The organism is Enterobacter sp. C4G1 (assembly GCF_052886895.1).
Genome location: NZ_JBQVVV010000002.1, coordinates 1,869,049 through 1,887,338, shown reverse-complemented (window position 1 = coordinate 1,887,338; position 18,290 = coordinate 1,869,049). Strand labels below are relative to the sequence as shown.

Annotated in this window: 22 protein-coding genes and 1 other RNA gene; 11 read left to right on the top strand and 12 right to left on the bottom strand. The window is 50.9% G+C overall.

What is annotated here, in order from left to right:
- Nucleotides 1-10 precede the first annotated feature (10 nt).
- Nucleotides 11-1,246, top strand: a complete 1,236-nt coding sequence (locus ACT9TW_RS22810) for an acyltransferase family protein (RefSeq protein ID WP_446493771.1) — start codon at nt 11-13, stop codon at nt 1,244-1,246.
- A 124-nt stretch (nt 1,247-1,370) separates the two neighbouring features.
- On the opposite strand, the gene ACT9TW_RS22805 is transcribed toward ACT9TW_RS22810, so the two are convergent.
- The 3 genes from ACT9TW_RS22805 to smpB all read right to left on the bottom strand — a co-directional run bounded on the left by ACT9TW_RS22805 (nt 1,371) and on the right by smpB (nt 2,820).
- Nucleotides 1,371-1,613, bottom strand: a complete 243-nt coding sequence (locus ACT9TW_RS22805) for a DinI family protein (protein ID WP_446493770.1) — start codon at nt 1,611-1,613, stop codon at nt 1,371-1,373.
- Nucleotides 1,614-1,884: 271 nt separating this feature from the next.
- Nucleotides 1,885-2,247: a transfer-messenger RNA gene (gene ssrA / locus ACT9TW_RS22800) on the bottom strand.
- A gap of 90 nt (nt 2,248-2,337) precedes the next feature.
- Nucleotides 2,338-2,820, bottom strand: a complete 483-nt coding sequence (gene smpB, locus ACT9TW_RS22795; RefSeq protein ID WP_014071418.1) for an SsrA-binding protein SmpB — start codon at nt 2,818-2,820, stop codon at nt 2,338-2,340.
- A 156-nt stretch (nt 2,821-2,976) separates the two neighbouring features.
- Between smpB and ACT9TW_RS22790 the strand changes: the two genes are divergently transcribed.
- The gene (locus ACT9TW_RS22790; protein ID WP_041162109.1) at nt 2,977-3,414 is read left to right on the top strand and encodes a type II toxin-antitoxin system RatA family toxin; all 438 of its coding nucleotides are present in this window, start codon (nt 2,977-2,979) and stop codon (nt 3,412-3,414) included.
- Nucleotides 3,404-3,691, top strand: coding sequence for an RnfH family protein (locus tag ACT9TW_RS22785; protein WP_446493769.1), 288 nt, complete (start codon nt 3,404-3,406; stop codon nt 3,689-3,691). Before ACT9TW_RS22790 ends, ACT9TW_RS22785 begins: the two co-directional genes overlap by 11 nt.
- A gap of 101 nt (nt 3,692-3,792) precedes the next feature.
- Here the strand turns inward: ACT9TW_RS22785 and bamE are convergent, their stop codons facing one another.
- The 3 genes from bamE to nadK form a co-directional block, all read right to left on the bottom strand.
- Nucleotides 3,793-4,131: an outer membrane protein assembly factor BamE gene (bamE, locus tag ACT9TW_RS22780; protein WP_182062123.1), complete on the bottom strand. Its 339-nt coding sequence runs from the start codon at nt 4,129-4,131 to the stop codon at nt 3,793-3,795.
- Nucleotides 4,132-4,269: 138 nt separating this feature from the next.
- Complete coding sequence (gene recN / locus ACT9TW_RS22775; protein ID WP_446493768.1) at nt 4,270-5,931, bottom strand: DNA repair protein RecN; 1,662 nt, start codon at nt 5,929-5,931, stop codon at nt 4,270-4,272.
- An 85-nt stretch (nt 5,932-6,016) separates the two neighbouring features.
- Nucleotides 6,017-6,895: an NAD(+) kinase gene (gene nadK / locus ACT9TW_RS22770; RefSeq protein WP_041162108.1), complete on the bottom strand. Its 879-nt coding sequence runs from the start codon at nt 6,893-6,895 to the stop codon at nt 6,017-6,019.
- A gap of 122 nt (nt 6,896-7,017) precedes the next feature.
- On the opposite strand from nadK, the gene grpE reads away from it, so the two are divergent.
- Nucleotides 7,018-7,611, top strand: coding sequence for a nucleotide exchange factor GrpE (gene grpE / locus ACT9TW_RS22765; protein WP_182062121.1), 594 nt, complete (start codon nt 7,018-7,020; stop codon nt 7,609-7,611).
- A gap of 52 nt (nt 7,612-7,663) precedes the next feature.
- On the opposite strand, the gene ACT9TW_RS22760 is transcribed toward grpE, so the two are convergent.
- Nucleotides 7,664-8,950 (bottom strand): HlyC/CorC family transporter, encoded by a 1,287-nt coding sequence (locus ACT9TW_RS22760; protein WP_182063450.1) that lies wholly within the window; start codon nt 8,948-8,950, stop codon nt 7,664-7,666.
- 18 nt (nt 8,951-8,968) lie between these two features.
- Entirely contained in the window at nt 8,969-9,760 is a 792-nt protein-coding gene (locus ACT9TW_RS22755; RefSeq protein WP_182062120.1) for a cytochrome C assembly family protein, read from the bottom strand.
- A 166-nt stretch (nt 9,761-9,926) separates the two neighbouring features.
- Here ACT9TW_RS22755 and ffh point away from each other — a divergent pair, with 166 nt between their 5' ends.
- The 7 genes from ffh (at nt 9,927) to ACT9TW_RS22720 (ending at nt 15,487) form a co-directional block, all read left to right on the top strand.
- On the top strand, nt 9,927-11,288 hold the full coding sequence (gene ffh, locus ACT9TW_RS22750) for a signal recognition particle protein (protein ID WP_182062119.1): 1,362 nt from the start codon (nt 9,927-9,929) through the stop codon (nt 11,286-11,288).
- Between the two features lie 249 nt (nt 11,289-11,537).
- A complete protein-coding gene (rpsP, locus tag ACT9TW_RS22745) occupies nt 11,538-11,786 on the top strand; it encodes a 30S ribosomal protein S16 (protein ID WP_022649067.1) in 249 nt (82 codons plus the stop codon).
- A gap of 18 nt (nt 11,787-11,804) precedes the next feature.
- Nucleotides 11,805-12,350, top strand: a complete 546-nt coding sequence (gene rimM, locus ACT9TW_RS22740) for a ribosome maturation factor RimM (RefSeq protein ID WP_182062118.1) — start codon at nt 11,805-11,807, stop codon at nt 12,348-12,350.
- Between the two features lie 31 nt (nt 12,351-12,381).
- Nucleotides 12,382-13,149, top strand: coding sequence for a tRNA (guanosine(37)-N1)-methyltransferase TrmD (gene trmD, locus ACT9TW_RS22735; protein WP_446493767.1), 768 nt, complete (start codon nt 12,382-12,384; stop codon nt 13,147-13,149).
- 43 nt (nt 13,150-13,192) lie between these two features.
- The gene (gene rplS, locus ACT9TW_RS22730; protein WP_041146788.1) at nt 13,193-13,540 is read left to right on the top strand and encodes a 50S ribosomal protein L19; all 348 of its coding nucleotides are present in this window, start codon (nt 13,193-13,195) and stop codon (nt 13,538-13,540) included.
- Nucleotides 13,541-13,672: 132 nt separating this feature from the next.
- Entirely contained in the window at nt 13,673-14,077 is a 405-nt protein-coding gene (locus tag ACT9TW_RS22725) for a DUF2946 domain-containing protein (RefSeq protein ID WP_446493766.1), read from the top strand.
- Between the two features lie 39 nt (nt 14,078-14,116).
- The gene (locus ACT9TW_RS22720) at nt 14,117-15,487 is read left to right on the top strand and encodes a PepSY-associated TM helix domain-containing protein (RefSeq protein ID WP_446493765.1); all 1,371 of its coding nucleotides are present in this window, start codon (nt 14,117-14,119) and stop codon (nt 15,485-15,487) included.
- 3 nt (nt 15,488-15,490) lie between these two features.
- Here ACT9TW_RS22720 and ACT9TW_RS22715 read toward each other — a convergent pair whose 3' ends face one another.
- The 4 genes from ACT9TW_RS22715 to ACT9TW_RS22700 all read right to left on the bottom strand — a co-directional run bounded on the left by ACT9TW_RS22715 (nt 15,491) and on the right by ACT9TW_RS22700 (nt 18,268).
- A complete protein-coding gene (locus ACT9TW_RS22715) occupies nt 15,491-15,976 on the bottom strand; it encodes an OmpA family protein (protein WP_446493764.1) in 486 nt (161 codons plus the stop codon).
- Nucleotides 15,977-15,989: 13 nt separating this feature from the next.
- The gene (gene dgcN / locus ACT9TW_RS22710; protein WP_446493763.1) at nt 15,990-17,210 is read right to left on the bottom strand and encodes a diguanylate cyclase DgcN; all 1,221 of its coding nucleotides are present in this window, start codon (nt 17,208-17,210) and stop codon (nt 15,990-15,992) included.
- Nucleotides 17,203-17,739 carry a YfiR family protein gene (locus ACT9TW_RS22705; RefSeq protein ID WP_446493762.1) on the bottom strand — a complete coding sequence of 179 codons (537 nt, stop codon included), beginning with the start codon at nt 17,737-17,739 and terminating at the stop codon, nt 17,203-17,205. The genes dgcN and ACT9TW_RS22705 overlap by 8 nt, the downstream gene beginning before the upstream one ends.
- Before the next feature lie 154 nt (nt 17,740-17,893).
- Complete coding sequence (locus ACT9TW_RS22700) at nt 17,894-18,268, bottom strand: DUF2799 domain-containing protein (protein ID WP_014071402.1); 375 nt, start codon at nt 18,266-18,268, stop codon at nt 17,894-17,896.
- Between the last annotated feature and the right edge of the window lie 22 nt (nt 18,269-18,290).

Below are 18,290 nucleotides of genomic sequence, written 5' to 3'. Positions count from 1 at the left end.
TTGTATGTAAATGGAAATATCACTATATGATTTAATTGGCGTCTTTTTTGCTCCTGTGATAATCATGTGTTTTGTTTATGCTATGAGCCCTAAGAATATAAAGGTTTCTCTAAATGCTGACCCGGGAAGATATGTTAACATAGAGCCATTAAGAGGTATTGCAGCAGCTTTGGTGGCTATAAGTCATAGTTTTTTTTCTTATAACTTAACCTATCATGGCTCTTGGCAGCCGATAAATTCCAAAGTTGCCGATATCTCTGAACCAGTAGCGCACATGATTTTTTCTATTGGCGGTGTTGGGGTGATGCTGTTTTTTATGATCACTGGATTTCTGTTTTTCGATAAAGCTATAAAATCCGATGGCATGGTTGATTTTAGACGCTTCTATATAGGGCGTTTTTTTAGAATTGTTCCAGCTTATATGGTTGTCGCTATTCTTATTTTGCTAATCGCTTTCTTTACTGGTTATTATCACTATAACACTCCAAAAGAGTATATACTTTCTGGAGTGTCGTGGTTGACTTTCGGGCTCAGTACTCCTTTAACAGTTTCCGCTCATATTGATAAATACCTCATTATTGCAGGTGTGCTTTGGACATTAAATATAGAGTGGAAGTTTTACTTTCTTTACCCGTTAATCTGTCAGTTTGCAAAATATAAAGTTGCACTGATTTCGCTTGCGGCCTTTTTCCTTGTGGTGTGTGCGCTAGCATACCTAGGTTTTTTTGACGGAAATGTTGGAGGCATATTTTTAAGCTTTATTGCTGGTGGCTTTGCTGCATCGTCAATAAACTGGGGTGGAGAAGCTTTCTGTCGGATCATAAGAAGAAACTTGTTCGCTTTGACTGGTGTAATAATATGTGCAGTATCGTTATATTTTCAGCTTGATGTTTATTCGTTTTTACCATGGATGGGGATTTTTATGTTGTTTTTATCAATCTCACATGGTTGCTCTGTGCTTGGGGTGTTGAATATATCTCCAGTTAGGTGGCTTGGGGCTATTAGCTATTCACTCTATCTTTCTCATGGCGTTTTTCTTTTCTTATGCAATAAAATTTTGCTAAATGGGTATGGGTATTTTGTTCCTGCTACATCAGCATTTTCCATGGCAATTCTATTCAGCGTTATTTCATATCATTTTGTTGAAAAGATAGGGGTGAAATTAGGACGTAAAATATCAGAAGGAAAACAGCGTCATGAAAACATTGAAAGTAAATCATCAACCTCGCGTTCAGTTTCCCCATAAACAATTCTAAGTAAACTAAATTACTGCAGCCACGTCATATCTTAAAGCGGGCTGCAGCGACATTTTCGGGAGTTCATGTCGTAGGCAATCAGCGAGATTCTCTCAATTAATCGGTTAACAGTGCTCAATCATCACCAGTTAACCACATATCAGCCTCTTCAAACATATCCTCCAGCATGCGGTTCAGTTTTTCCCGATCGTTTTTGCTGGCATCGCTATTCAAGCCGTTCGCCTGCATCGGCTTCACCTTCACTTCGGCATCAGGGAAAATCTGGTGCACCCGCTTCGTCAGCTCGGCCAGAATAATTTCTCTGGCCCCTTCGAGCCCCTCTACATTGCGTTTGTCATAAACCAGTTCAACGAACATAAAAGCCTCCGGAAAACCACTGTGGTTGTATACAGTATTTTTACTGTAAAAATAAACAGTGTCAAGGCGAGCGGGACGCGAAAGGGAGAGAGGTTTTTGTTACCCTTAGTTACAAATAGAAAAACCCCAGACCGTGAAATCTGGGGTTCTTTTAAAGTGCACGTGCATTTCACGTGCATATTTTTGTCTTTTCTTGGTCTGCGCTCTGTCTGGTCAGAGTCCGTAAGTGGCTGTTTTTATTGCCGCTGTCCGGTTGCAGTCCTATCAAAAGTGGTGGAGCTGGCGGGAGTTGAACCCGCGTCCGAAATTTCTACATCCTCGGTACTACATGCTTAGTTTGTCTTTACATTCGCACGCCAGCTGCGGACAGACACGCCACTAACGAACTAGCCTGATTAGTTTTAGCACTTCAACCCCAGGCAGGGCATCCGCGCGATCTCTTTTGGGTTTGACCTCTCTTGATCCCCGTCTTAAGAGCGGAAGCTAGGGAGAGAGGGCTCTTAGCAGGTTATTAAGCTGCTAAAGCGTAGTTTTCGTCGTTTGCGACTATTTTTTTGCGGCTTTTTACGAGGCAAACCGCCCCTCGGCATGCACCTTGGGTTTCGCAAATCCCGTCGAATCCAGAATCAGCCCCAATAGTGTTGAATTGAGTATACCAGATTTCACTTCCTGGATACCAGCCCGGAACGCTAACTTATTGAATCGCTCAATAAGTATCCTAAAATTAACGGCCTGCGTGCTTCATGATACGCGCTTTATCGACCTGCCATTCGCGATCTTTAGCATCGTTACGTTTGTCGTGCTGCTTCTTACCTTTCGCGACGCCGATTTTCACTTTGCACCATGCGTTCTTCCAGTACAAAGACAGGGCCAGCACGGTATAACCTTCGCGATTGATACGCCCGAAAAGGGAATCCAGCTCACGCTTGTTCAGCAGCAGCTTACGGGTGCGGGTTGGATCGCACACGTAGTGCGAAGAGGCGACCGTCAGCGGCGTAAAGTTTGCGCCAAACAAAAAGGCTTCGCCGTCTTTGAAGATCACATAGCTATCACCAATATTGGCTTTACCTGCGCGCAGTGATTTTACTTCCCAACCCTGCAATGCAAGACCTGCTTCGAATTCTTCTTCGATGAAATACTCATGGCGAGCACGCTTGTTAAGCGCAATGGTCGCCGAACCTGGTTTATGTGCTTTTTTCTTCGTCATAGGTGTCGTAAAGCCGTCGGTAATCTGATTTCAAAAAGTCACCTCATTGCGTCCTGTGAGGTCTAACGCGCTATATTAGCACGAGATGAGGCTTAGCGTTTTTTTAACAGGTGATAAATGTTATTATTTGTCCGTTGTGTGACCATGGAAAATGCTATGCCTCAGATTAGCCGTACTGCGCTTGTCCCTTTCAGCGTGGAACAAATGTATCAGTTAGTGAACGATGTTCAGTCTTATCCGCAGTTTATTCCGGGATGTACCGGTAGCCGGGTACTGGAATCTGGCCCGACGCAGATGACGGCGGCCGTGGATGTCTCGAAAGCAGGGATCAGTAAGACGTTCACGACCCGCAATACGCTGACCGATAATCAGAGTATTTTAATGCATCTGGTCGATGGCCCGTTTAAAACTCTGATGGGGGGCTGGAAGTTCACGCCATTGAGTGCTGACGCCTGCCGCATTGAATTCCATCTCGACTTTGAATTTACCAATAAGCTGATTGAGCTGGCCTTTGGCCGTATCTTCAAAGAGCTGGCCTCAAACATGGTTCAGGCGTTCACCTCTCGCGCCAAAGAGGTCTACAGTGTCGCATAAGATTGCTGTAGAAGTGGTGTACGCGCTGCCGGAAAAACAGTATCTGCAACGCGTTTCGCTTGAAGAGAATGCAACGGTTGAGGACGCCATTCGTGCCTCGGGCTTGCTTGAGCTTCGCAGTGATATCGATCTGGCAAAGAACAAAGTCGGTATCTACAGCCGCCCGGTAAAACTGGGGGATGTGCTGAAAGAGGGCGACAGGGTAGAGATTTATCGACCGCTGATTGCCGATCCGAAAGAGCTGCGTCGCCAGCGTGCGGAGAAATCGGGTAAGTAGTTTTGTTCCCCTCACCCTAACCCTCTCCCCAGAGGGGCGAGGGGATAAAAGAAAACAAAAAAGGTGCTCATTGAGCACCTTTTTGCATTTCTGACGCCAGATTAGTTGGTCAGCGCAGGTTTGTTGTCGATGTTAGTCAACACGCCGCCGCTGCTGAAGGTCAGCGTGAGGGTCTGCTGGGTCACATCTTCATGACCAGGCTGCTGACGGAATACATAGAACCAGGTGTTTGTGCCGAATGGATCGGACATCATCGGGGTTCCCAGTGCATAAGCGACCTGCTGTTGTGTCATCCCCACACGGATTTTGGACACATCGTTAGGGGTAAGGTAGTTCCCCTGGTTGATGTCAGGACGGTAAACCACTTTCTCCAGAGTGGAACAGCCTGCGGTCAACATCAGAAGAACCGCTGCGGCAGCGGTCAGCGTTTTACAGCGCATAGTGATTTGATTCCTTTTCGGGCCCGAGCAGTACGCGGCTCATATGTAATATGCCGATGATAATAGACCTTGCCCCACTTTGAAACCGGTCTGGCGGCGTTTTTATTGTTCTCTATGACTCTGAGATCCCGAAAAAGTTTAGGCAGCCAGTAGTTCTTTCGCGTTAGCGAGGGTATTGCGCGTCACTTCACTTCCCCCCAGCAGGCGCGCCAGCTCCTGTAAACGCGAGCGCTTATCTAAAGGCGTCATGTGCGTTTCGGTCATTTCGCCATCAGTTTCTTTGCTGACGATAAAGTGGTGATGGCCACAGCCAGCCACCTGCGGCAGGTGGGTGACGCACATCACCTGGGTGGATTCGCCCAGCTGACGCAGTAGTTTGCCCACCACGGCCGCCGTTGGGCCGCTGATCCCCACATCCACTTCATCGAAAATGAGCGCCGGGGTTTCCATTTTACGTGCCGTAATCACCTGGATGGAGAGGGCGATGCGGGACAGCTCACCACCCGATGCCACTTTAGAAATGGCCTGTAAAGGCTGACCTGGGTTTGTGGTCACGCGAAATTCGATGCGGTCCGCGCCTTCAGCTGTCAGGTAATTTTCTTCAAAGCGAACATCAATCGTGAACACACCGTGCGGCATTGCCAGCGTGTGCATACTCTCGGTGATGTGCTGGCTTAATTCCTGCGCATAGTGCTGACGGATGTCGTGCAGCTGTTTTGCCGTCGCCAGCGCCTGTTGGTGGTGCAGATTCACCGCCAGCGTTAAGGTTTCTTGCGAGTCGGCCTGGTCGTCAAGCTGCTGCTGTTCATCCAGCAGGCTCTGATAAAAGTTTGGCAGATCTTCCGGTGACACATGATGTTTACGCGCCAGCGAAATCTGGCGAGAGATGCGTTGTTCAAGTTCAAACAGACGATTAGGGTCGAGATCCAGGCGCTCACAATAGTGACGCAGTTCGTCCCCCGCCTCTGAAATCTGGATGGCGGCCTCTTCCAGCATATCCAGCACGCTGGAGAGTTTGCTGTCCATGCCTGCCAGCTCGGTAACTAACTGGCGTACGTTATACAGCTGGCTTTGCAGGTTAACGTCTTCGCCATCCGCCAGCAGGTTCAGGGCGTTTTGGCTGGTTGAGAGCAAATGGCCGCTGTTGGCCAGGCGCTTGTACTCTTCGTCGATTTGCTCGAATTCCCCTGGCAGCGGGTTAAATTCGTTCAGCTCTTTCAGCTGATATTCAAGCAGCTCGGCTCGCGCGGCGCGCTCCTGGCTCAGCTGCTGGTGCTGGGCAAGCTCACGGCAGCTCTGGTGCCACTGGCGGTAGTGTTCTGCCATCAGTTGAGTAAGTGCATACTCACCCGCGTAGCCATCGAGCAGGGCTTTTTGCTGCTCAGGCTTAACAAGCTGTTGGTGGGCGTGCTGGCCGTGGATCTGAATCAGTAACTGGCCGAGCTCGCGAAGCTGGGAAAGCGGTACGGCCGTGCCATTGATGAAGCCACGTGAGCGGCCATCACTGCTGATCACACGGCGAAGTAAACACTCACGTCCATCTTCAAGCTGGTTCACTTCCAGCCAGCGCTGAGCGGCGGGGGTGTCTTTCAATGAAAAGCGGGCGCAGAGATCGGCGCGGTTAGCGCCAGCGCGCACCATGTCGCCTTCTGCACGCCCGCCCAGGCACAAGCCCAGAGCATCAATGGCAATGGATTTACCAGCACCGGTTTCCCCGGTGATAGCCGTCATGCCACTGTGGAAGTCGATTTCAAGTTCACGAACAATGGCGAAGTTGCTGATGGTCAGTTGTGCCAGCATAATTGTTTTCCTGTATGAAAAACCATGACTGTGTTTTCATACAGTATAGACTGGTTTTATATACAGTAAAGTGCTGGATGCAAAATCAGAACAATTTTTTTGACCAGCCGAGCTTAGAGCTTAATGTATTGAAATAGCTGTAATCTTTTGGGTGGATCAGATTCAGGTGGTAATCGCAGCGGCGGATTAACACGTCTTCACCTTCCTGTATAGGCAGTGCGATTTGGCTGTCACAGCTGATCTCCAGGTCGTTGCGGCGATGTGAGAAACGCAGGCGAATGGTGCTGCTGCCGTTGATAACCAGCGGACGAGCAGAGAGAGTATGCGGGAACATTGGCACCAGTGTGATGGCATCCAGCGACGGCGTTAAAATGGGGCCGCCCGCAGAAAGCGAGTAGGCGGTAGAACCCGTCGGCGTGGAGATAATCAGCCCGTCAGAACGCTGAGAGAACGCAAAGATCTCATCGATATAGACTTCGAATTCAATCATATGCGCCACTTTTCCTGGGTGGAGAACCACTTCGTTAATGGCGGTGCTGATGCGTTTCTGGCAGTCCTGCTGGCACACCTGCGCTTCAAGCAAAAAGCGTTTCTCGCTGATATAGTGGCCTTCCAGAACGTCGGCAAGCTGTTGCTGGGCATTGTCCGGGTCGAGATCGGTCAGAAAACCGAGGTTGCCACGGTTAATGCCGATAACTTTGATATCGTAGCGCGCCAGGGTACGGGCCGCTCCCAGCATGTTGCCGTCACCGCCGACCACGACGGCGAGATCCGCCTGCTGGCCAATTTCCGCCAGCGTACCGGTTCTGACGCTCTTAAGCTGTAGCTCCTGCGCAATTTGCTGTTCGACCATCACGTCATAGCCTTTGGCGCACAGCCAGCGATACAACATTTCATGTGTCGTCAACGCGGTAGGGTGACGCGGATGCCCGACGATCCCAATACACTTGAAATGATTATTCATTTTCTGGAGGTCCTTGTGCCTAATGAATGATGACAATCTGTCTTGTTCCCTTGAATCCCGGAAACTGATCCCCATAATAAGCGAAGTTAGCGAGATGAATGCAGAAAAACGCGGAGAAATTCATGAGTAGTAAAGAACAGAAAACGCCTGAGGGGCAAGCCCCGGAAGAAATTATCACGGAACAGCACGATGAAGTTGAGGCCGTAGAGTCAGCAACTTCTGCTGAGCAGGTGGACCCGCGCGATGAAAAAATTGCGAATCTGGAAGCCCAGGTTGTAGAAGCACAGAATCGCGAACGCGATGGTGTGTTACGCATCAAAGCGGAAATGGAAAACCTGCGTCGTCGTACCGAGCTGGACGTTGAAAAGGCGCATAAGTTTGCGCTGGAGAAGTTTATCAACGAACTGCTGCCGGTTATCGATAGCCTGGATCGCGCGCTGGAAGTGGCTGATAAAGCTAATCCGGATAACACCGCCATGATTGAAGGTATCGAGCTGACGCTGAAATCCATGCTGGATGTGGTGCGTAAGTTCGGTGTTGAAGTGATTGCCGATACCAACGTGCCGCTGGATCCAAACGTTCACCAGGCAATTGCTATGGTGGAATCTGAAGACGTTGAAGCCGGTAAAGTGCTTGGCGTGATGCAGAAAGGTTACACCCTGAACGGCCGTACCATCCGCGCTGCTATGGTGACGGTGGCGAAAGCGAAAGCATAATTTGCCGCCCTGTAGTGCCGGGTGGCGGCTTCGCCTTACCCGGCCTACAGCATTATTCAGCGATACTTTCGCGCAGTGGTTTCACGGGCAGGATTTTCACCTGCTTAATCATATTGTCCTGCACGTCCAGGATATCAATATCGTATTGCTCAATGCGTACCCGCGTGCCTGCCGCCGGGATTTCTTCCAGTGCTTCCAGAATCATTCCGTTCATGGTGCGGGCTTCGTCTTCTGGCAGGTGCCAGTTAAAGGCTTTATTGATCTCACGGATGTTGGCGCTGCCATCAATTAGCACTGAGCCGTCGTTCTGCGGGGTAACTTCCTCTGCCAGCGAGGGTGACATTGAGGTGGTAAAGTCCCCGACAATCTCTTCGAGAATATCCTCTACCGTCACCAGCCCCTGAATATCGCCATATTCATCGACAACCAGCCCGACTTTCTTCTTATTGCGCTGGAATTTCACCAACTGAGTGCTGAGTGGCGTGCCTTCTGGCACATAGTAAATCTCGTCAGCAGCACGCAGCAGTATCTCTTTGGTAAACTCGTTTTTCTCGGTCATCAGACGGTAAGCTTCGCGTACACGCAGCATACTGATGGCATCGTCCAGCGAATCGCGGTACAGCACGATACGCCCGTGCGGAGAGTGCGTGAGCTGACGAACAATAGCTTTCCAGTCGTCATTGATATCGATACCGACGATTTCGTTGCGCGGCACCATAATGTCGTCAACGCTGACCTTTTCAAGATCCAGCACCGACAGAAGCATGTCCTGGTTGCGGCGGGAAATTTGCGAGCGGGATTCGTTCACGATGGTGCGCAGCTCATCTTTGCTGAGTGCGCTGCTAATGGTGACGTCCGCTTTGATGCCGACCATGCGCATCAAAATACGCGTCACCATATTCAGCAGCCAGACCAGCGGCATCATCAGGATCAGTAAAGGGGCCAGCAGGAAGCTGCTCGGGTAGGCGACTTTCTCCGGGTAAAGCGCCGCGATGGTTTTTGGCAGCACTTCGGCAAACACCAGTACCACAAACGTCAGTACACCGGTGGCAATCGCCACACCGGCGTTACCGTACAGGCGCATCCCGACGATAGTCCCCAGTGCTGAGGCGAGGATATTGACCAGGTTGTTACCGATAAGGACCAGGCTAATCAGGCGGTCCGGCTTACGCAATAGCTTTTCTACACGACGTGCGGCGCGGTTACCTTGTTTAGCGCGGTGACGCAGCCGATAGCGGTTCAGCGTCATCATGCCGGTTTCCGAGCCCGAGAAATAGGCAGATATGACCACCATGATGATCAGCGTGACGATCAGCGTGGTGGTAGAGATGTGTTCCAGGGGGAACTCCTTTGTTACTTAGCCAGCAAATTGCTGTATGAAGCGGCTACCGAAATAGGCAAGAGTGAGAATGCCTGCACCCGCAACGTTGAACCAGACCACGCGGCGACCGCGCCAGCCTTCATGATAATGGCCCCATAACAGGACAATATAGACAAACCACGCAATGATGGAGAGGACGGCTTTGTCGATATTCTCCACGCTGAAGAGGTTTTTCATATAAAACAGGCCAGTACAGAGTGTTAGCGTCAACAGTACAACCCCGACCTGGGTGATGTGGAACATTTTACGTTCGATGACCATCAGCGGCGGCATTTCATGGTTGAAGGCCAGCTTTTTGTTTTTCAGCTGGTAGTCAATCCAGGCCAGCTGCATTGCGTACAGCGCGGCAATAATCAGCGTGGCATACGCGAACAGCGACAAGCCAATATGCACAAGCATTCCCGGCGTAGCTTCCAGGTGGGTAATGAACTCATTGGGCATAAAGGTGGCTAAGGCCAGATTGATCAGCGCAAAGGAATAGACAATCGGCAGCAGCAGCCAGCCACGGTTTTTGGATGCCACTATAGTCATTACCGTACAGATCATCAGGCTGACCAGCGAGCCGACGTTAAGTACGCTCAGGTTTTGCACGCTGCCATCGCCGGGAATAATGCGCGATTCCAGCGCAAAAGCGTGGCATATGAGCGCGATCACCGCTGAAAGAATGGCCATACGTCGCCAGCCGCTGTTTTTTTGCAGCAGGCCAGGAATGATCAGCGCGAGGCTGACAGAGTAGGCAACAAGGGCGATCAGTGCGAAAACAGGCATATAGGCGTCGACAGTCGTCTTAATAATAAAGAGAAGCAGTATAACGTTACGTGACGCGTGCTCCAACCGTTGCATAACAACAAAGCCGCCTTCATGTTATACTCCGGCAAAATTCTGTGTATGTGTCGCTAATGCGACCCAACGTTTCTACCTCAGGCGAGAGACAATGTTTGATAATTTAACCGATCGTTTGTCGCGCACGCTGCGCAACATCAGCGGCCGCGGACGCCTCACCGAAGAAAATATTAAGGAAACGCTGCGCGAAGTGCGTATGGCGCTGCTCGAAGCAGACGTTGCGTTGCCTGTCGTGCGTGATTTTATCAGCCGCGTTAAAGAAAAAGCGGTTGGTCACGAAGTTAACAAGAGCCTGACCCCGGGTCAGGAGTTCGTCAAAATCGTTCGTACCGAACTGGTTTCGGCGATGGGCGAAGAGAACCAGGTGCTTAACCTGGCGGCTCAGCCACCGGCAGTGGTGCTGATGGCCGGCCTGCAAGGTGCGGGTAAAACCACAAGCGTGGGTAAGCTGGGTAAATTCCTGCGCGAGAAGCACAAGAAAAAAGTGCTGGTTGTCTCTGCGGACGTATACCGCCCTGCGGCAATCAAACAGCTGGAAACCCTGGCAGAGCAGGTTGGCGTGGATTTCTTCCCGTCTGACGTTGCCCAGAAACCTGTCGACATCGTGAACGCTGCGCTGAAAGAAGCGAAGTTGAAATTCTACGACGTGCTGCTGGTGGATACCGCCGGTCGTCTGCACGTTGACGAAGCGATGATGGACGAAATCAAGCAGGTTCATGCTTCTATCAATCCGGTAGAAACTCTGTTTGTTGTCGATGCCATGACCGGCCAGGATGCGGCGAATACCGCAAAAGCCTTCAACGAAGCACTGCCGTTAACCGGCGTGGTGCTGACGAAAGTGGACGGTGATGCGCGTGGTGGTGCGGCGCTTTCTATTCGCCATATCACCGGTAAGCCAATTAAGTTCCTCGGCGTTGGCGAGAAAACCGAAGCCCTGGAGCCGTTCCACCCAGACCGTATTGCCTCCCGTATTCTCGGCATGGGCGATGTGCTGTCGCTTATCGAAGATATCGAGAGCAAAGTAGACCGTGCGCAGGCCGAGAAGCTGGCCAGCAAGCTGAAAAAAGGCGACGGTTTCGATCTGACCGACTTCCTTGAGCAACTGCGTCAGATGAAAAACATGGGCGGCATGGCGAGCCTGATGGGCAAACTGCCGGGCATGGGCCAGATCCCTGACAACGTAAAAGCGCAGATGGATGACAAAGTGCTGGTGCGAATGGAGGCCATCATCAACTCGATGACGCTGAAAGAGCGCGCTAACCCGGACATCATCAAAGGTTCCCGTAAACGCCGTATCGCAGCAGGATGTGGGATGCAGGTACAGGACGTTAACCGTCTTCTGAAACAGTTCGACGACATGCAGCGCATGATGAAGAAAATGAAGAAAGGCGGTATGGCGAAGATGATGCGCGGCATGAAAGGGATGATGCCCCCAGGATTCCCAGGCCGCTAAGCGGCCTGGCTTGTTTGCCATTTCGGCACCGGGGTGTGCTCGCCATCCTCACGTACTGCGTGTACGCTCCGGTGGCTGCGCGCACGCTGGCACCGAACTGACTGCACCGCCGACGGCCTTTTCTGGCAGACTTCGCAACTGCTGATTGCATTTTCCGCAGAAATCAGTAAAATTTTCGGGCTTTTAATATGACACCCGGGCTCCGTTCCTCGATGGGGCCCGGTTGTTTTATTCACACAAGAGGATGTTATGGTAACTATTCGTTTAGCACGTCACGGCGCTAAAAAGCGTCCGTTCTACCAGGTTGTTGTTACTGACAGCCGTAATGCACGCAACGGTCGCTTCATTGAGCGCGTTGGTTTCTTCAACCCACTGGCCTCTGGCGCAGAAGAAGAAACTCGTCTGGATCTGGATCGTATCGCTCACTGGGTTGGCCAGGGCGCTACTGTTTCCGATCGCGTTGCTACGCTGATCAAAGCAGCAAACAAAGCAGCTTAATCTGTCACGGTGGTCATGATGAGCAAGCAACACACCGCACCAGTACCTGTTGAACCGATCGTATTGGGGAAAATGGGTTCTACTTACGGTATCCGTGGTTGGCTCAGAGTGTTTTCCTCCACTGAAGACGCCGAAAGCATTTTTGATTACCAGCCCTGGTTTATCCAGAAAGGCGGTAAGTGGGAAGAGGTCGAGCTGGAAAGCTGGCGTCACCACAATCAGGATATCGTTATCAAGCTGAAAGGCGTTGACGATCGCGATGCCGCGAATCTACTGACTAATTGTGAAATTGTCGTTGATTCGTCGCAGTTGCCGAAGCTGGATGATGGCTACTACTGGAAAGACCTTATTGGCTGCCAGGTAGTGACCACTGAAGGTTATGGTCTTGGTAAAGTCATTGATATGATGGAAACCGGATCAAATGACGTTCTCGTCATCAAGGCAAACCTGAAAGATGCATTTGGCATCAAGGAGCGGTTGGTTCCGTTCCTCGATGGACAGGTTATCAAGAATGTCGATCTCACTACTCAAACCATTGAAGTAGATTGGGATCCTGGTTTTTAAATTCTCCGGATAAACGGTAAAAGACGGCGCTATGTGGATTGGCATAATTAGCCTGTTTCCTGAAATGTTCCGCGCGATTACCGATTACGGGGTAACTGGCCGGGCAGTAAAAAATGGCCTGCTGAGCATCCAGAGCTGGAGTCCTCGTGACTTTGCTCATGACCGGCACCGTACCGTGGACGAACGTCCTTACGGTGGCGGACCGGGGATGTTGATGATGGTGCAACCCTTACGGGACGCCATTCACACAGCAAAAGCCGCGGCAGGTGAAGGCGCGAAGGTGATTTATCTGTCACCTCAGGGACGCAAGCTTGATCAAGCGGGCGTGAGCGAACTGGCGACGAATCAAAAGCTGATTCTGGTCTGTGGTCGCTATGAAGGGATAGATGAGCGCGTAATTCAAACCGAGATTGATGAAGAATGGTCTATCGGCGATTACGTTCTCAGCGGTGGTGAGTTACCAGCGATGACGCTGATTGACTCCGTCGCCCGGTTCATTCCGGGGGTACTGGGCCATGAGGCTTCGGCAACAGAAGATTCTTTTGCCGATGGATTGCTGGACTGTCCACACTATACTCGTCCTGAAGTGTTAGAAGGGATGGAAGTACCGGCAGTATTGCTGTCTGGAAACCATGCCGAGATACGTCGCTGGCGTTTGAAGCAGTCGCTGGGCCGGACCTGGCTTAGAAGACCTGAACTTCTGGAAAACCTGGCTCTGACTGAAGAGCAAGCAAAGTTGCTGGCCGAGTTCAAAACTGAACACGCGCACCAGCAGCATGAACATGATGGGAATGCGTAATACGCTCCCGAATATCAGTTTACCCAGGATAAGAGATTAAATTATGAGCAACATCATTAAACAAATTGAACAAGAGCAGATGAAGCAGGACGTACCTTCCTTCCGTCCAGGTGACAGCGTGGAAGTGAAAGTATGGGTTGTTGAAGGTTCCAAAAAACGTCTGCAGGCATTCGAGGGCGTGGTTATCGCTATTCGTAACCGCGGTCTGCACTCTGCATTCACTGTTCGTAAAATTTCCAACGGCGAAGGCGTTGAGCGTGTCTTCCAGACTCACTCTCCGGTAGTTGACAGCATTGCTGTTAAACGTCGTGGTGCTGTACGTAAAGCTAAACTGTACTACCTGCGTGAGCGTACTGGTAAGTCAGCTCGTATTAAAGAGCGTCTGAACTAAGATTCGCTTAAGCGACATCCTGTTAAAAAGGGCTGGCCGAAAGGCTGGCCCTTTTTTTATCTCATCGCATCTCTCGCGTTAACCCTTTCGTCATAAATCATTTACAATGCTTGCCTCTTCCGTGGAGGGTAAGTGGATAACACACTGCATCAGCACAACTGGAAACGCGCAGCGGCATTGACCGCGCTGTTTGCGATCCTGCTGATCGTGGTGGCGCCGCTTATCTCCGTCTCGTTGCAAAAAGATCCCATGAGCGCGATGCCGGGAATGCATCATGATATGAGCATGATGTCGATGGATGAACATCATGGCGATATGCAGCACACCATGCCGGTTGATCATGCTGAAGCGTGCGGTTACTGCGTACTGTTAGCCCATGTTCCTGGCATGATGCTGGCGCTGATCGTCCTGCTCAGTGTGGTGATGCAAAGACTGCGGGTGAAGCCTCCTCGTCAGGCGGTCAGTCACTGGCACTTTTTCCCCTGGCTTTATCCTGATACTCGCGCGCCACCGCGCTGGTCTGCTTTTTCCCTTTAAAAATAAATTCGATAACTTTTGGCCTTAAAAAGGAAAAGTATGACCACCTGCACTCCGCGCGCGGCATGGGGAAACCTGCTGCGTCGACTCCATTTCTATATTGGGCTGTTTGTCGGCCCGTTTATCTTCTTCGCTGCCCTGACCGGCACGCTGTATGTGGCAACGCCGCAGCTGGAAAATGTGTTGTACCGGCACGCGCTTCACACGGATGCTGTGGGGGAACCGCAGTCGCTGGCGGAACAAATTGCCGTGGCAGAAAAAACTGTGGGCCCGGAACTGAGACTGCATGCCGTTCGCCCTGGACTGACTGAAGGTGAAACGACCCGTGTGATGTTCGCCGACCCTTCGCTTGGGCCATCAGAGAATCGGGCGATTTTTATCGATCCTGTCAGCCTTGAAGTGCGTGGCGATCTGACGGTATACGGCACCAGCGGAATTCTGCCACTTCGTCAGACTATTGATTATCTGCATACTTCACTGATGCTGGGTGATACCGGGCGGCTTTACAGCGAGCTGGCTGCTTCATGGATGTGGGTTGCCGCACTGGGGGGAATTGCTCTGTGGTTTTATACCCGGCCAAAGCGACGCATCAATAATCGCTTCCAGAACCGTCGGCGCCTGCATGTCACGCTCGGCTGGATCCTGCTGGGCGGGATGTTGCTGTTCTCGGCAACCGGGCTGACCTGGTCGCAGTGGGCAGGGGGGAATGTCGATAAACTGCGGGCTGAAATGAACTGGCTCACGCCGCAGGTTAACACCCAGCTTTCCGGTGCGCCTCAGCAGATGGATGAGCACGCTGAGCATCACGGTCATCATGGCGGAATGATGATGCCAGAGATGGATATGGATCTGACGCAGTTTGACGGTGTGTTGGATGCCGCCAGAAAGGCAGGAATCGATGCCAGCAAGCTGGAGATCCGCCCGGCCAAAGCAGCTAATCAAGCCTGGACGGTAACCGAAATCGATCGTAGCTGGCCGACACAGGTAGATAGCGTGTCGGTTGATCCCCATTCCATGCAGGTCCTGGACAGAACCCGGTTCGACGATTTCCCGCTCATGGCCAAGCTGACTCGCTGGGGTGTGGATTTCCACATGGGGATTTTGTTTGGTCTGGCAAACCAGCTTTTGCTTATCGCTTTTGGTCTTGCGCTCTGCGTGCTGATCCTTTGGGGATACCGCCTGTGGTGGATGCGTCGTCCTGCCCAGTCAAGCGCAAACCCGGTTCAGACACTCTGTCAGAGCTGGCTGGCGTTATCGCTTCCTGCAAGGTTAGTCACTGCGGTAATGAGCATACTGCTGGGGCTGGCACTTCCGGTGATGGGAGGCAGTCTGGTACTGTTTATTTTGTTTGACTGGCTGCGCTGGCGAGCGGCCATAAATGTGTCGCTCGCCGAATCATCCGTTAAATAATGTCTATGGCGTGCTGATGACTACTGCTACGCGGCGGTTTTCAGCACGACCTTTCGATGTACTGTTGCTGGCTACCGGGTATTTTTTACCTAACCCCTGAGTGGTGAGATTACTGCGCGGGATGCTGGCACCTTTTGCCCAGCTGTCGGCAACGACATTGGCTCGTTTTAACGATAACGCTTCGTTATAGCTATCTTCACCGTAGTTGTCGGTGTGTCCATCCATGCGCGCATGAGTTAAACCGGTCGCAGCCAGACGTGTTGCCATTGTCTGGATCTGTTTTTCGCTCTCAGGACGCAGTTGCGCTTCATTTTTGCCGAACAGAATGGTGTCAGAAAGTCCCAGTGACCAGTCGCCATTGAGTTCATTGAAGCCATATGACTTCATGGCGGCGATTTGCTCTGCAGTGAATTTTCCTTGTGGCGGGGTCTGACATCCAGCCAGAACCATTGATGCCAGTAAGAGCGGTGCGAGGTATCGCTTTAACATATCGTATTCCTTTCTAGGATATTGTTTTTGAACGCTGGTTTTTAACCAGGTACATATTGCGGTCGGCTTGCTCCAGTAATGCTTCCACTGAAACATTTTCCCACGCCAGAGCAAAGCCAATGCTGAGTGACATCGACGCCGTGTGCCCGTTATGCAAATCGAACGGGCGGATAAACTGCTGCGACAGCGCAGCACAAATGTGTTGAACATCGGGTTCAGAATGTACGCCGTACAGGATCATCGCAAATTCATCGCCACCAAGACGGTACGATTGATGGCGGTTTTCTCCGAACTCCACCATTCTACTGGCGACCTCAATAAGCACGCAGTCGCCAGCGGCATGTCCCCATGTATCATTGATAAATTTAAAGTTATCGCCATCCAGGAAAAGCAGGGCAGAGTTCATTTTTGCGGAAGAGTCATTCATTAACGCCGCAATACTGTTGCGAAATGCCGCGCGGTTAGCCAGGCCGGTTAACGGGTCGTGCATCGCGGTACGCAGTAACTGTGCATTTTTGGCCTGGAGCTTCAGTTGCCACTCTTCCATTTCGTCCAGCAGGCTGTTGAAGTCCTCGCCAAAACGGTGGAACTCCTCAATTCTGCCCTCTTTGACCCGGCGCGAGAAATTACGGTTGGTGCGCACGTCATGAACGACATCGGTAATATTTTGCATCGCCGTGACCATGCCCTGGTGCAGGGAGCGGGTAATAGTTAATGCCACCAGAGAAGCAAAAAGAATGCAGCCGGTAAGAACGGCAAACGACATCCAGATAAAGTGGCTGATAAGACTGTCGCGTGCCGTAAGGCGAATTTCACCAATCTTATTGCCGTTATGCATAATGGGCTGCGCGACAGGGTTTGGGAACAACCAGCGGCTGACTAACGCACCCAGCGTATCCGTATTGTCTTCAGGGTTCCATGACCACCAGGCAAAACGTTTTTCATGGATATTGAGGACTTCTGCTACCGCAAATTGCCCCTGTTTGCCGAGGGTGGCGAGTGTTTCATTCGCGGCCAGAGAGTCGTTGAAAACCAGCGAAGCTTCAAGGCTGTGGCTCATGGTTGCGCCGGTTAATTCGAGATTTTTTTGCGCGTATTGTTTTAACGTCACGACGGAAGCGAAACAAAGCAACAGCCATATAAACGTCATTGTTATTATGACGCTTATCATGCTGATACGCCTCAACGTTCTTTTAAACGTAGGACGTGGAGCTGAAGTGAAATCCTTATTCATGCTTCGAATTCCGTGCAAGCATTAATACATCTGGACTGACTCTTACACCACTGCGAGACAGTGCATCCAGATTTACGGAAAACCTAACCCGGTCGTCTTCTATAATGAGACAAAATGCGCTTCCAATAACACATTCCGGATTCTGTTCTGAGATTAATAGCAACGCTCGGCCCTGATACTGACTTATTAAATCAAGTTGTTGGGCAGGGGATTCGTTCCCGAAATATATAGCGTCGCACATGGCTGCCAGTGCTTCCTGATCGTTACGCACGATAGCAGGAGTGTAGGGTAACTCACTATGCCCATCTTCGCGGCTGAGTGCCTGCGTGTAGCGCGATGTGGCGTAAATACAGAGTTTCGGCTGGCCGGAAAGTGCTGGCCATCGGGTATAACTCACAATACCCGAAACAATTGAACGCACCGATTTATCGGTTTCCGTTTGCGTTCCGGCAACCGTTACGCCCGCAGTAAGAAACAGCATCAATGCCAGAGTCAGTCGGTACAAAGAGATCAAGAATGAAATTCTCACCAGAAACCGCCATACCGCTCTGGAAATAGATGTCCTTAAGAGTTGTCGGCAGAATACCATTGTTTGTCAAAGCCGTCATTATGTCAGAAATGCAACTACGTTGACTTAGGTTAAATCTCACAGTTACATTTATTCCGATGGTAAAAGATAAAGATCAATTAAGCCTGCTGGCCTTCATGCTTTCATCCATCCCTTGTTGCCAGGCATCGTGAAGTTTTGCTGCATTTTCTACGGTATCGCAACTGGCTGGAAATGATTTGCCTGCTAAACCCCATGCGTGAATAAATCCTTCTTCACAAACTTTCTTCTGACCATCCGCATAACCGCGGAGATATTCACTACGATCAACTTTCGGATCGTTAAAATTATCGGCCAGCGCCTGATTATCTTTAACCGGCACGCCGTTCATGGCGTCTTCTTTTCCCGCGCCAAACCAGTCAGGGCTTGTCCAGTCGGGCTGGAAGGTGTAGGGATTGATCTGGCAGCCTGATAAAGACAGGGCCAGTAGCGCTAACGCGATTGAACGCATAGACATTCTCCTTTTTTCTTCA